Source organism: Streptomyces sp. NPDC088116 (assembly GCF_044741745.1).
Lineage (GTDB): Bacteria > Actinomycetota > Actinomycetes > Streptomycetales > Streptomycetaceae > Streptomyces.
Genome location: NZ_JBIUTF010000008.1, coordinates 74278 through 88177, shown reverse-complemented (window position 1 = coordinate 88177; position 13900 = coordinate 74278). Strand labels below are relative to the sequence as shown.

Below are 13900 nucleotides of genomic sequence, written 5' to 3'. Positions count from 1 at the left end.
CGGGTCGGCGTGCCCACCCCCGTATATCAGGCCGCTCGACAGCGCGGTCGTGCGAAGGAAGTTCCCTCCCGTGAGTCTCGTGACCCTCCTCCCCTTCATTGTGCTCATCGGGGCCATGTTCCTGATGACCCGGTCCGCCAAGAAGAAGCAGCAGGCGGCTGCGCAGATGCGCGACGAAATGCAGCCCGGCACCGGTATCCGCACCATCGGGGGCATGTACGCCACCGTCAAGGAGGTGCACGACGACATGGTCCTTCTGGAGGTGGCTCCCGGAGTCCACGCCGTCTACGCGAAGAACGCGATCGGTGCGGTCCTGGACGACGACGAGTACAACCGCATCGTGCACGGCGACGACCACATCGAGGCCGACGCCCCGGTCGTTCCGGACGACGCTTCCTCGCTGACCGGCCCTGACGACTCCGCCACCGCGGACAACGCCAAGATCGACCTGGTCAAGGAGCCCGAGGCCGGCGACGCCGCGCCCGAGAAGGACGCCGCGGCCAAGGACAGCGAGGCCGACGACGCCGCGCCCAAGGCCGACGCCGAATCCAAGGCCGAGGCCAAGGACGGCAAGGCCGACGGCGAGGCCGGCGCGAAGTAGTCACGTCCGTGACGGTGGGCCGTCCAGCGGCCCACCGCGGCTCACGAGCGCGCTGATTTCTGCGGGGGCAGGTCCCCAACACTTCGTGGCCGCTCGGCGCACACCCGGCGTGGGGCGGTTGGACAGGGAGAAACGAGAAGGTGGCAGCACCTAATAAGGGCCGAAGGCAGACAGGGTCCCCAGGCAGGCCAGGGCGCACCCTGGTCCTGTTCCTGATTGCCATGGTCGCCCTCACGGGCGGGATGTTCTGGTCCGGTCATGTCACGCCACGACTGGGTATCGACCTCGCGGGCGGCACGAGCATCACGCTCGAGGCGAAGAACACGCCGGGCAAGCCGAACGCCATCAACAAGACCAACATGGACACCGCGGTCAGCATCATCGAGCGGCGCGTCAACGGTCTTGGTGTCTCGGAGGCCGAGGTTCAGACCCAGGGCGACAAGAACATCATCGTCAACATCCCCCGGGGCACGAACGAGAAGCAGGCCCGGGATCAGGTCGGTACCACGGCCCAGCTGTACTTCCGGCCCGTACTGACCGTCGCGGCAGGCAGTCAGACCGCCCCGCAGCCCTCCGCCAGCGGCTCCCCGAGCGGCTCTCCCAGTTCGTCGTCGAGCGCTTCGTCGGGCAAGGACTCCGCCGACAAGCCGGACTCGGAGGCGACGCCCTCGTCGAGCGCCACCACTCAGGGCCGGGCCGTGACGGACGCCCTCAAGAAGGACGAGACTCCTTCCCCGGATTCCTCCTCGGGCACGTCCGACTCCTCGGACAAGTCCGGCTCCTCGCCGAAGCCCGATCCGTCGGCCACGACGCCGCCCGACCCGGCCACCGCCGCGCTGCAGAAGAAGTTCACGGAGCTGGACTGCAAGAACAAGTCCGCGCGCACCAAGGCCAATCTCGGAGCCACGCCCAAGGACACGATCGTGGCCTGCGGCACCAACTCCGCCGGGCAGTGGGAGAAGTACGTCCTCGGCCCCGCCGAACTCGAAGGCACGGACGTCGATGACGCCAAGGCCGTTCTGGACCCCCAGCAGGGGCTCTGGAAGGTCACCATGGACTTCACCGGCGCCGGCACCAAGAAGTTCTCGGCGATCACCGGGAAGCTCGCGCAGCAGCAGTCGCCGATGAACCAGTTCGGCATCGTGCTCGACGGCGATGTCGTCTCGGCTCCCTCGGTGAGGCAGGCGCTCGGCGCCAACGCGGAGATCTCCGGCAACTTCACCCAGCAGTCCGCTCAGGACCTGGCCAACATCCTGTCGTACGGTGCGCTGCCCCTCAGCTTCCAGGAGCAGAGCGTCACCTCGGTCACCGCCGCACTCGGCGGTGAGCAGCTCGACGCGGGTCTGATCGCCGGCGCGATCGGCCTCGGCCTGGTCATCATCTACCTGGTGGCGTACTACCGCGGCCTCGCGGGGATCGCGATCCTCAGCCTCGCCGCCTCGGGCATCATGACGTACACGATCATGGCGCTGCTCGGGCCGGGTATCGGCTTCGCGCTGAACCTCCCCGCGGTCTGTGGCGCGATCGTCGCCATCGGTATCACCGCGGACTCGTTCATCGTGTACTTCGAACGCATCCGGGACGAGATCCGCGAGGGCCGTACGCTCCGCCCGGCCGTCGAACGCGCGTGGCCGCGCGCCCGGCGCACGATCCTCGTCTCCGACTTCGTGTCGTTCCTCGCCGCCGCGGTGCTGTTCCTCGTCACCGTCGGCAAGGTCCAGGGCTTCGCGTTCACCCTCGGTCTGACCACCCTCCTCGACGTGGTCGTGGTGTTCTTCTTCACCAAGCCCGTGATGACGCTGCTGGCCCGCACGAAGTTCTTCTCCGGGGGCCACCCCTGGTCCGGGCTCGACCCGCAGCGCCTCGGTGCCAAGCCGCCGCTGCGCCGCGCCCGCCGTGTCAGCGCTCCCACCGACCCGAAGGAGGCGTGAGATGTCGCGACTCGGCGATCTCGGCGCCCGGCTCTACCGCGGTGAAGTCGGCTACGACTTCATCGGGAAGCGCAAGTTCTGGTACGCGCTCTCCATCCTGATCACCATCACGGCCATCGTCGGCCTGGCGGTGCGCGGCCTCAACATGGGCATCGAGTTCAAGGGTGGCGCGGTCTTCACCACCCCGAGCACGAGCGCCTCCGTGTCGCAGGCCCAGTCGTACGCCTCGTCGGCGTCCGGACACGACGCGATCGTCCAGAAGCTCGGCAACGGCGGACTGCGGATCCAGATCACCGAACTGGACACCAAGCAGTCGGACGCCGTGAAGACCGAGCTGGCCAAGGACCTGAAGGTCGACGAGGCGAAGGTCAACGCCGACCTCGTGGGCCCGAGTTGGGGCGCGACCATCGCCAACAAGGCGTGGATGGGCCTCGGGATCTTCATGATCCTGGTGGTGATCTATCTGGCGATCGCCTTCGAATGGCGCATGGCGGTCGCGGCGCTGGTCGCCCTGATCCACGACCTCACCATCACGGTCGGTGTGTACTCGCTGGTCGGCTTCGAGGTCACCCCGGGCACGGTGATCGGTCTGCTCACCATCCTCGGTTACTCCCTCTACGACACCGTCGTCGTCTTCGACAGTCTCAAGGAGGGGTCGAAGGACATCACCAAGCAGACCCGCTGGACCTACAGCGAGATCGCCAACCGCTCCATCAACAGCACGCTGGTGCGTTCCATCAACACCACCGTGGTGGCGCTGCTGCCGGTCGCCGGTCTGCTCTTCATCGGCGGTGGCTTCCTCGGCGCCGGCATGCTGAACGACATCTCGCTCTCGCTCTTCGTCGGCCTCGCCGCCGGTGCGTACTCCTCGATCTTCATCGCCACGCCGCTCGTCGCCGACCTGAAGGAACGCGACCCGCAGATCAAGGCGCTGAAGAAGCGGGTGCTCGCCAAGCGGGCCGCCGCTGCCGCCAAGGGGGAGGCGGCCGACGAGTCCGCGGACCCCGACGCGGGGGACGGCTCGCAGGTCGGTCCGGCCGCCGAGGCGGCGACCGCCGGCGCGGTGGCAGGTCCGCGAAGCCGTGGTGGCCGCGGTCGTTCTTCGGGGAGGCGTCGATGACGGACACCAGCACACGCGAGCTGTTGCTCAGCCGGATCCGTGATGTCGCCGACTATCCCAAGCCGGGCGTGGTGTTCAAGGACATCACCCCGCTGCTCGCCGACCCGAAGGCCTTCACCGCGCTGACCGAGGCGCTCGCCGAGCTGTGCGTGCGGTACGGCGCGACGAAGATCGTCGGCCTGGAGGCGCGCGGCTTCATCCTGGCCGCGCCCGTGGCGGTCCGCGCGGGCGTCGGGTTCATCCCCGTACGCAAGGCGGGCAAGCTCCCCGGGGCGACGCTCGCCCAGTCGTACGACCTGGAGTACGGCTCGGCCGAGATCGAGGTCCACGCCGAGGACCTGGACCAGGGTGACCGGGTCTTCGTCATCGACGACGTCCTCGCCACCGGCGGTACGGCCGAGGCCTCGCTGGAACTGGTCCGCAGGGCCGGAGCCGAGGTCGTGGGTGTCGCGGTCCTGATGGAGCTCGGCTTCCTCGGTGGCCGGGAGCGGCTGGAGCCCGCGCTGGACGGCGCTCCGCTGGATGCCTTGATCACGCTCTGACACGGCTTCGACAGCCACGAGTGGGCGCCGCGGGAAATCCCGCGGCGCCCGCCTCGTTCCCGGGAGCGTCCGGTAAGGGGCAGCGGCCCTCCGGAGCGCTCCGCGAGAGGCGTCGGACCGGGCTCCCGAGCACGTGTCACGGTAGGGCCGATACCATGGGCAACCCGGGCCTGCTCGAGAGGCCGGGGCCCCGCAGAAGGAGCGCTCTTGCCGGACGAGGTCCAGCCACTGGCCGCCGCAACGCCCGATCACCCCGCAGACCAGGCCGCGGCGGCGTCAGCCGTGCCGCAGAACAACGCCCCGGTCGCCGCCGAGGAGAAGGCCGCACGGCCGCCCGCGGAGACCTCGGACGCACGGCCACGGCCCGTGGAGGCGTCCGTGCCCCCGGAGCGCCCCTCCACGCCCGTCAGCGCCCCCAAACCCGGCCCCGGGGCCGTGCCCCGCTCCGGCGGCGGCTCCTCCAACCGCGTACGGGCCCGTCTCGCCCGGCTCGGCGTGCAGCGCTCGTCGCCGTACAACCCGGTCCTGGAGCCGCTGCTGCGGACCGTGCGGGGCAACGACCCGAAGATCGAGACCGCGACGCTCCGCCAGATCGAGCGCGCCTACCAGGTCGCCGAGCGCTGGCACCGCGGCCAGAAACGCAAGAGCGGCGACCCGTACATCACCCACCCCCTCGCGGTGACGACGATCCTCGCCGAGCTGGGCATGGACCCGGCCACGCTGATGGCGGGCCTGCTGCACGACACCGTCGAGGACACCGAGTACGGCCTGGACACCCTGCGTCGTGACTTCGGCGACCAGGTCGCGCTCCTCGTCGACGGCGTGACCAAGCTGGACAAGGTCAAGTTCGGCGAGGCCGCGCAGGCCGAGACCGTACGCAAGATGGTCGTCGCCATGGCCAAGGACCCGCGCGTCCTGGTCATCAAGCTCGCCGACCGGCTGCACAACATGCGCACCATGCGCTATCTCAAGCGGGAGAAGCAGGAGAAGAAGGCCCGCGAAACGCTGGAGATCTACGCGCCGCTGGCCCACCGGCTGGGCATGAACACCATCAAGTGGGAGCTGGAGGACCTCGCCTTCGCGATCCTCTATCCCAAGATGTACGACGAGATCGTCCGCCTGGTCGCCGAGCGGGCCCCCAAGCGGGACGAATACCTGGCGATAGTGACCGACGAGGTCCAGTCCGACCTGCGCGCGGCCCGGATCAAGGCCACCGTCACCGGCCGGCCCAAGCACTACTACAGCGTCTACCAGAAGATGATCGTCCGCGGCCGGGACTTCGCGGAGATCTACGACCTGGTGGGCATCCGCGTCCTGGTCGACACCGTCCGCGACTGCTACGCGGCGCTCGGCACCGTCCACGCCCGGTGGAATCCGGTCCCCGGCCGGTTCAAGGACTACATCGCGATGCCCAAGTTCAACATGTACCAGTCGCTGCACACGACGGTCATCGGGCCCAACGGCAAGCCGGTCGAACTCCAGATCCGCACGTTCGACATGCACCGACGCGCCGAGTACGGCATCGCCGCGCACTGGAAGTACAAGCAGGAGGCCGTCGCCGGTGCCTCCAAGGTGCGTACGGACGTGCCCAGGAACGCGGGCAAGGGCGCCGGCCAGGACACCGTCAACGACATGGCGTGGCTGCGCCAGCTGCTGGACTGGCAGAAGGAGACCGAGGACCCCAGCGAGTTCCTGGAGTCGCTCCGCTTCGACCTGTCCCGCAACGAGGTCTTCGTCTTCACGCCCAAGGGCGACGTGATAGCGCTGCCCGCCGGCGCGACCCCCGTCGACTTCGCGTACGCCGTGCACACGGAGGTCGGCCACCGGACCATAGGAGCGCGGGTCAACGGGCGCCTCGTGCCCCTCGAATCGACGCTCGACAACGGTGACCTGGTGGAGGTCTTCACCTCCAAGGCATCCGGGGCCGGCCCCTCGCGCGACTGGCTCGGTTTCGTCAAGTCACCGCGCGCCAGGAACAAGATCCGGGCGTGGTTCTCCAAGGAGCGCCGCGACGAGGCGATCGAGCAGGGCAAGGACGCCATAGCGCGGGCCATGCGCAAGCAGAACCTGCCGATCCAGCGCATCCTCACCGGAGACTCGCTGGTCACGCTCGCGCACGAGATGCGCTACCCCGACATCTCGTCGCTGTACGCGGCGATCGGCGAGGGCCATGTGGCCGCGCAGGGCGTCGTACAGAAACTGGTGCAGGCCCTCGGCGGCGAGGAGGCCGCGAACGAGGACATCGCCGAGAGCGCCCCGCCCTCGCACGGCCGCGGCAAGCGCCGCGCCAACGCCGACCCCGGCGTGGTCGTCAAGGGCGTCGAGGACGTCTGGGTGAAGCTCGCCCGCTGCTGTACGCCGGTCCCGGGCGATCCGATCATCGGCTTCGTCACCCGTGGCAGCGGCGTCTCGGTGCACCGCGCCGACTGCGTCAACGTGGACTCGCTGTCCCAGCAGCCCGAACGGATCCTCGAAGTCGAGTGGGCCCCGACCCAGTCCTCGGTCTTCCTGGTCGCCATCCAGGTCGAGGCGCTCGACCGGTCCCGGCTGCTGTCGGACGTCACACGCGTCCTGTCCGACCAGCATGTGAACATCCTGTCCGCGGCCGTCCAGACCTCCCGTGACAGGGTCGCCACCTCGCGCTTCACCTTCGAGATGGGCGATCCGAAGCACCTCGGACACGTACTGAAGGCGGTACGAGGTGTCGAGGGTGTCTACGACGTCTACCGAGTCACCTCGGCCCGCAGGCCGTAGGCCCTGTTTCCCGGATCGCTCCAGGCCCGCGACGCCCGGCACGGCACCCCGAAACAGGCCTGAGGCCCGGACACGCGAAGAGGGGCTCCCCGTACATCACGTACGGGGAGCCCCTCTTCGCGTACCGGTACGGAGCCCTTCAGCCCTTCAGCCGCCGAACTCGTGGAGACCCTTGAGCGCCTGGTCCAGCAGCGCCTGGCGTCCCTCCAGCTCCTTGGAGAGCTTGTCCGCCTTGGAGTTGTTGCCCGCCGCGCGCGCCGTGTCGATCTGCGTACGCAGCTTGTCGACGGCCGCCTGGAGCTGCCCCGTCAGACCCTCGGCACGCGCACGCGCCTCCGGGTTCGTCCGGCGCCACTCGTTCTCCTCGGAGTCCTGAAGCGCCCGCTCCACCGCGTGCATCCGGCCCTCGACCTTGGGCCGGGCGTCGCGCGGGACATGGCCGATGGCCTCCCAGCGCTCGTTCAGGGACCGGAAGGCAGCCCTGGCCGCCTTGAGGTCCTTGACCGGCACCAGCCGCTCGGCCTCGACCGCGAGTTCCTCCTTGAGCTTGAGGTTCTCGGTCTGCTCGGCGTCCCGCTCGGCGAAGACCTCACCGCGCGCGGCGAAGAAGACGTCCTGGGCACCGCGGAAGCGGTTCCACAGATCGTCCTCGGCCTCGCGCTGGGCGCGGCCCGCCGCCTTCCAGTCGGTCATCAGCTCGCGGTAGCGGGCCGCCGTCCCGCCCCAGTCGGTGGAGCCGGACAGCGACTCAGCCTCCGCGACCAGCTTCTCCTTGGCCTTACGGGCCTCCTCGCGCTGCGCGTCCAACGCGGCGAAATGGGCCTTACGGCGCTTGGAGAACGCCGAGCGGGCATGCGAGAAGCGGTGCCACAACTCGTCGTCGGACTTCCGGTCCAGCCTCGGCAGACCCTTCCAGGTGTCCACCAGCGCACGCAGCCGCTCGCCGGACGACCGCCACTGGTCGCTCTGCGCCAGCTCCTCCGCCTCGGTGACCAGAGCCTCCTTGGCGTGGCGCGCCTCGTCGGTCTGCTTCGCCCGCTGCGCCTTACGCTCCTCGCGGCGCGATTCGACCGTCGCCACCAGCGCGTCGAGCCGCTTGCGCAGTGCGTCGAGATCGCCCACGGCGTGGTGCTCGTCGATCTGGCCCCGAAGATGCTCGATGGCGATCGTCGCATCCTTCGCGGACAGATCGGTGGTCTTCACCCGCCGTTCGAGGAGGCCGATCTCGACAACCAGGCCCTCGTACTTGCGCTCGAAATAGGCCAGTGCCTCCTCCGGAGAGCCAGCCTGCCACGATCCGACGACCTGCTCGCCCTCGGCCGTCCGCACGTACACGGTGCCTGTCTCATCGACACGGCCCCACGGGTCGCTGCTCACAGCGCCTCCTCCACCTGATGCCCGTCGGGGGTGTGGCCCCCGGGCATCGTCCACAGTTTCCTGGGGCGGGCCGCGCCCGCCCTGCACAACGCCAATCTAGGCGACCGGCCGCCCGGCTGTCCGCACTCAGCGCGGCCGAAATTCAGAGGGTCACGCCTTGTCGACCGTGCCCTTCTTCACGGTGACGGCCTTCTTCGGCGCACCGTCGCCCTGACCGCCCGCCACTCCGGCCTCCGCCACGGCCTTCACGGCCTTCAGCCCGTCGGCGTCCATCGTCCCGAACGGGGTGTAGCTGGGCGGGAGTTTGGTGTCCTTGTACACCAGGAAGAACTGGCTGCCGCCGGTGTGCGGCTGGCCGGTATTCGCCATCGCCACCGTCCCGGCCGGGTACGTCACGGAGCCGTCCGCACCGGCCTTGCCGAGAGCGGTCAGATTCTCGTCCGCGATCGTGTAGCCGGGGCCGCCGGTCCCGTCACCCTTCGGATCGCCGCACTGGAGCACGTAGATGCCCTGCGTGACCAGTCGGTGACACTTCGTGCGGTCGAAGTAGCCCTTGTCCGTGAGCGACTTGAAGGAGTTCACCGTGTGCGGCGTCTTCTTCGCGTCCATCGCGATCGAGATGTCGCCCTGGCTCGTGGCGAGCGACATCGTGTACTTCGCCGACTTGTCGATCGTCATCTTCGGCTCGGGCGCGCTGCTCTCGCTCGCCGACGGCGAGGGCGAGGGGCTCGACTCCGCGGCGGCGGCGTCGCTCTTGCCGGAGTCGTTCATGCCGATCGAGATGTACGCCGCGGCGCCCGCGACCAGCACTACCGCCAGCGTGGACGCGATGATGGCATTGCGGCGCTTCGCCTTCCTGCGGGCCTCGGTCCGGCGCTGCTGCTGCCGCTCGAACTTCTCCCGGGCGAGCTGCCGCCGCCGCTGATCGCTGTTGACCACCGGGTCTTCTCCTCTTGGGTGTGATCCTGTCCGGTCCGAGCAGGGTCTGTCCGGCCTGGACGAGTCATTCCGAAGTAGCGTCGTCCGCCCCAAGGGGCGGGCCCGGCGGTGTCCGGCTACGTGCGATCGCGAGACGCCGGGGTGCCCTCGTGGCGGAGCTACCAGGGCGATTCGGCAACGCCGCGAGCGTGCGTGCTGGGCGCCGCCGGGCAGACGGGACTTCGGAATGACTCGTCTAGCCCCGTACGGTATATGGGTTCGCTGTGGATTGAGGAGCGCCGGTAGGCTCTGATCTGCTGCATTCTCCCGACGGACGACATATAAGGACGATCGTGCTCATTGCCGGTTTCCCCGCCGGGGCCTGGGGGACCAACTGCTATCTGGTCGCCCCCGCCGCCGGTGAGGAGTGCGTGATCATCGACCCCGGCCATCAGGCCGCCCAGGGCGTCGAGGACGCGGTGAAGAAGCACCGGCTCAAGCCGGTCGCGGTCATCCTCACGCACGGCCACATCGACCATGTCGCCTCGGTCGTCCCGGTGTGCGGAGCCCATGACGTACCGGCCTGGATCCACCCCGCGGACCGGTTCATGATGAGCGACCCGGAGAAGGCCCTCGGCCGTTCGATCGGGATGCCGCTCATGGGCGAGCTGACCGTGGGGGAGCCGGACGACGTCCAGGAGCTGACCGACGGCGCCGAACTGGCGCTGGCGGGCCTGGAGTTCGCCGTCGCGCACGCGCCCGGCCATACCAAGGGGTCGGTGACCTTCAGGATGCCCGAGACGACGGGCGGGGACATCCCGCCGGTCCTCTTCTCGGGAGATCTGCTGTTCGCCGGCTCCGTCGGACGCACCGACCTGCCCGGCGGCGATCAGGCCGAGATGCTCGAGTCGCTGGGCCGTGTGTGCCTGCCGCTCGACGACTCGACCGTGGTGCTGTCCGGCCACGGCCCCCAGACGACCATCGGCCACGAGCGCGCCACCAACCCCTATCTCAGGGCTGTGCTTCCCGGGGGAACCCGACCCGGAAGCACTGGACCCGGCGCCGGTGGCCAGGGAAGCGGCCCGAGCGCCGCTCCACGACGAGGAATGTGACGCAGCGATCTCCATGAGCACCTTTCAGGCCCCCAAGGGCACCTACGACCTGATTCCGCCGGTCTCGGCGACCTTCCTCGCGGTACGCGAGGCGATCTCCGCGCCGCTGCGGAACTCCGGCTACGGCTATGTCGAGACGCCCGGTTTCGAGAACGTCGAGCTGTTCGCGCGCGGTGTCGGGGAGTCCACCGACATCGTCTCCAAGGAGATGTACGCCTTCGAGACCAAGGGCGGCGACAAGCTGGCGCTGCGCCCCGAGGGCACCGCCTCCGTGCTGCGGGCCGCGCTGGAGGCCAACCTGCACAAGGCCGGCAACCTGCCCGTCAAGCTCTGGTATTCCGGTTCGTACTACCGCTACGAGCGTCCGCAGAAGGGCCGGTACCGGCACTTCTCGCAGGTCGGTGCCGAGGCGATCGGTGCCGAGGACCCCGCGCTGGACGCCGAGTTGATCATCCTGGCCGACCAGGCGTACCGCTCGCTGGGTTTGAGCAACTTCCGAATCCTGCTCAACTCGCTGGGCGACAAGGAGTGCCGTCCCGTCTACCGCGAGGCGCTCCAGGGCTTTCTGCGCGCGCTCGACCTGGACGAGGAGACCCGCCGCCGTATCGAGATCAACCCGCTGCGGGTCCTCGACGACAAGCGCGCGGACGTACAGAAACAACTCGTCGGCGCCCCGCTGTTGCGGGACTACCTGTGCGACGCGTGCAAGGGCTACCACGAAGAGGTACGTGAGCTGCTGACCGCGGCGGGCGTGGTGTTCGAGGACGACGAGAAGCTCGTACGCGGCCTCGACTACTACACGCGCACCACGTTCGAGTTCGTCCACGACGGCCTCGGTGCCCAGTCCGCGGTCGGCGGCGGCGGCCGCTACGACGGGCTTTCCGAGATGATCGGCGGCCCCGAACTCCCGTCCGTCGGCTGGGCGCTCGGCGTGGACCGTACGGTACTGGCGCTGGAGGCGGAGGGGATCGAGCTCGACATCCCGCCCGCCACCAGCGTGTACGCGGTACCGCTCGGTGAGGAGGCGAGGAAGCGGCTGTTCGCCGTCGTCACCGAACTGCGCAGGGCGGGTGTCGCCACGGACTTCGCCTTCGGCGGCCGGGGCCTCAAGGGCGCGATGAAGTCGGCCAACAGGTCGGGCGCGCGCTACACGATCGTCGCCGGTGAGCGGGACCTCGCCGACGGCGCCGTGCAGCTCAAGGACATGGAGACCGGCGAGCAGGAGGCGGTCGCGCTGGACGCGATCGTCGGGAAACTGCGGTCACTGCTCGGCTGAGCCCGACATATGTCGCAGGGCCCGGACGGTGATCGTCCGGGCCCTCCTCCGTACGTACTTATCTCCGGCGAACGGTGGGCGCGGGGGTCGGTGCGGCAGAATGACCGTGCCCCTACAGGCCTCAGAGTGATGGAACGGCGATATGAAGAGTGCGGCGGTTGACGACGACATCTCCTCCGGCCGGACGGAGACGCGTGCCGTGGGCGCGGTGGGCGGTGGGCGGGCGTTCGCGCTGCTGCTGGTGATCACGGGTGCGGCTGGGCTGCTGGCGGCGTGGGTGATCACTCTTGACAAGTTCAAGCTGCTGGAGGATCCGGGTTTTACTCCGGGGTGCAGTCTGAATCCGGTGGTGTCCTGCGGGAACATCATGAAGAGTGAGCAGGCTTCGGTGTTCGGTTTTCCGAATCCGATGCTGGGGCTGGTGGCGTATGCGGTGGTGGTCGGTGTCGGTATGGGGCTGCTGGCGGGGGCGCGTTACCGTCGGTGGTTCTGGCTGGGGCTGAACGCGGGGACGTTGTTCGGGGTCGGGTTCTGTACCTGGCTGCAGTACCAGTCGCTGTACAGCATCGGTTCGCTGTGCTTGTGGTGCTGTCTGGCCTGGGCCGCGACGATTCTGATGTTCTGGTACGTCACCTCGCACAACGTCCGTCACGGGATGCTGCCCGCGCCGGGCTGGCTGCGCGGTTTCCTGGACGAGTTCACCTGGGTGCTTCCGGTGCTGCACATCGGGATCATCGGGATGCTGATCCTGACCCGCTGGTGGGACTTCTGGACCGGCTGAGCCGACCGTTGCACCGGGGGGCCTGCCGGGCCCTCCCCGGCGGCTCCCACCGGCGGGACGGCGTTGTCAGTGCCCTGGCATAGGCTTCACACGTGGAGCCCGACCTCTTTACCGCAGCGGCGGAAGACCGCCAGGAGAAGGACCCGTCCAGCAGCCCCCTGGCGGTCCGGATGCGCCCGCGCGTCCTCGACGAAGTCGTCGGACAGGGGCATCTGCTGAAGCCGGGGTCGCCGCTGCGCAGACTGGTGGGAGAGGGAAACGGCGGCCCCGCAGGCCCCTCGTCCGTGATCCTCTGGGGCCCGCCCGGCACCGGCAAGACGACCCTCGCGTATGTCGTCTCCAAGGCGACCAACAAGCGCTTTGTCGAGCTCTCCGCGATCACCGCGGGGGTCAAGGAAGTGCGGGCCGTGATCGACGGAGCCCGTCGGGCCTCCGGCGGCTTCGGCAAGGAGACCGTCCTCTTCCTCGACGAGATCCACCGCTTCAGCAAGGCCCAGCAGGACTCCCTGCTGCCCGCTGTGGAGAACCGCTGGGTCACGCTCATCGCGGCCACGACCGAGAATCCGTACTTCTCGGTGATCTCCCCCTTGCTCTCCCGCTCCCTGCTGCTCACGCTGGAGCCGCTCACCGACGACGACCTGAGCGCTCTGCTGGGCCGGGCCCTCACGGAGGAGCGCGGGCTCGGCGGCGCGGTCACCCTGCCCGAGGACTCCGCGGCGCATTTGCTGCGGATCGCGGGCGGTGACGCCCGGCGCGCGCTGACCGCGCTGGAGGCGGCGGCCGGCGCCGCGATCGACAAGAGCGAGAAGGAGATCACCCTCCAGACGGTGGAGGAGACGGTCGACCGGGCGGCGGTGGCGTACGACCGGGACGGCGACCAGCACTACGACGTGGCGAGCGCGCTCATCAAGTCGATCCGCGGGTCCGATGTGGACGCCGCGCTGCACTATCTGGCCCGGATGATCGACGCGGGGGAGGACCCCCGGTTCATCGCCCGGCGGCTGATGATCTCGGCGAGCGAGGACATCGGTCTGGCCGACCCGACGGCCCTGCCGATCGCGGTCGCAGCCGCCCAGGCCGTGGCCATGATCGGTTTTCCCGAGGCCGCCCTCACCCTCAGCCACGCGACGATCGCGCTGGCCCTCGCGCCCAAGTCGAACGCGGCGACGACGGCGATCTCGGCGGCTCTGGAGGATGTGAAGAAGGGCCTGGCGGGATCCGTGCCGCCGCATCTGCGCGACGGCCACTACAAGGGCGCGGCCAAACTCGGTCATGCCAAGGGCTACATCTATCCGCATGATGTGCCGGGCGGTATCGCCGCTCAGCAGTACGCCCCCGACGAGGTGCGCGGCAGGCGGTACTACGAGCCCACGCGGTACGGCACGGAAGCGCGCTATGCCGATGTCGTCGACAAGGTGCGCGAGCGGCTGCGCGGGGACGGCGCCTGAACCGGGTGCCAGGCGCCGGGATCTTCCCCGCGCGTCGCTC

The 13900-nt window shown here is 69.2% G+C and carries 11 protein-coding genes; 9 read left to right on the top strand and 2 right to left on the bottom strand.

Annotated elements, in window-relative coordinates; translation table 11 throughout:
• The first annotated feature begins 70 nt into the window (after positions 1–70).
• From yajC to ACIOJD_RS29225, 5 genes are all read left to right on the top strand, one after another.
• Positions 71–601 carry a preprotein translocase subunit YajC gene (yajC, locus tag ACIOJD_RS29245; protein ID WP_401919005.1) on the top strand — a complete coding sequence of 177 codons (531 nt, stop codon included), beginning with the start codon at positions 71–73 and terminating at the stop codon, positions 599–601.
• Between the two features lie 140 nt (positions 602–741).
• Positions 742–2532, top strand: a complete 1791-nt coding sequence (gene secD / locus ACIOJD_RS29240) for a protein translocase subunit SecD (protein ID WP_401919003.1) — start codon at positions 742–744, stop codon at positions 2530–2532.
• 1 nt (position 2533) lies between these two features.
• A complete protein-coding gene (gene secF / locus ACIOJD_RS29235; protein WP_401919001.1) occupies positions 2534–3652 on the top strand; it encodes a protein translocase subunit SecF in 1119 nt (372 codons plus the stop codon).
• On the top strand, positions 3649–4194 hold the full coding sequence (locus tag ACIOJD_RS29230) for an adenine phosphoribosyltransferase (protein WP_401918999.1): 546 nt from the start codon (positions 3649–3651) through the stop codon (positions 4192–4194). The genes secF and ACIOJD_RS29230 overlap by 4 nt, the downstream gene beginning before the upstream one ends.
• A 207-nt stretch (positions 4195–4401) precedes the next feature.
• Positions 4402–6948, top strand: coding sequence for a RelA/SpoT family protein (locus ACIOJD_RS29225; RefSeq protein ID WP_401918997.1), 2547 nt, complete (start codon positions 4402–4404; stop codon positions 6946–6948).
• Positions 6949–7095: 147 nt separating this feature from the next.
• On the opposite strand, the gene ACIOJD_RS29220 is transcribed toward ACIOJD_RS29225, so the two are convergent.
• Both ACIOJD_RS29220 and ACIOJD_RS29215 read right to left on the bottom strand, forming a co-directional pair.
• Positions 7096–8325, bottom strand: coding sequence for a DUF349 domain-containing protein (locus tag ACIOJD_RS29220; RefSeq protein ID WP_401918995.1), 1230 nt, complete (start codon positions 8323–8325; stop codon positions 7096–7098).
• A gap of 150 nt (positions 8326–8475) precedes the next feature.
• Complete coding sequence (locus ACIOJD_RS29215; RefSeq protein WP_401918993.1) at positions 8476–9264, bottom strand: peptidylprolyl isomerase; 789 nt, start codon at positions 9262–9264, stop codon at positions 8476–8478.
• Between the two features lie 332 nt (positions 9265–9596).
• Between ACIOJD_RS29215 and ACIOJD_RS29210 the strand changes: the two genes are divergently transcribed.
• The 4 genes from ACIOJD_RS29210 to ACIOJD_RS29195 all read left to right on the top strand — a co-directional run bounded on the left by ACIOJD_RS29210 (position 9597) and on the right by ACIOJD_RS29195 (position 13860).
• The gene (locus ACIOJD_RS29210) at positions 9597–10355 is read left to right on the top strand and encodes an MBL fold metallo-hydrolase (RefSeq protein ID WP_401918991.1); all 759 of its coding nucleotides are present in this window, start codon (positions 9597–9599) and stop codon (positions 10353–10355) included.
• Between the two features lie 13 nt (positions 10356–10368).
• A complete protein-coding gene (gene hisS / locus ACIOJD_RS29205; protein ID WP_401918989.1) occupies positions 10369–11631 on the top strand; it encodes a histidine--tRNA ligase in 1263 nt (420 codons plus the stop codon).
• Positions 11632–11773: 142 nt separating this feature from the next.
• A complete protein-coding gene (locus ACIOJD_RS29200) occupies positions 11774–12412 on the top strand; it encodes a vitamin K epoxide reductase family protein (protein WP_401918987.1) in 639 nt (212 codons plus the stop codon).
• Between the two features lie 92 nt (positions 12413–12504).
• Positions 12505–13860, top strand: a complete 1356-nt coding sequence (locus tag ACIOJD_RS29195; RefSeq protein ID WP_401918985.1) for a replication-associated recombination protein A — start codon at positions 12505–12507, stop codon at positions 13858–13860.
• Positions 13861–13900 lie beyond the last annotated feature (40 nt).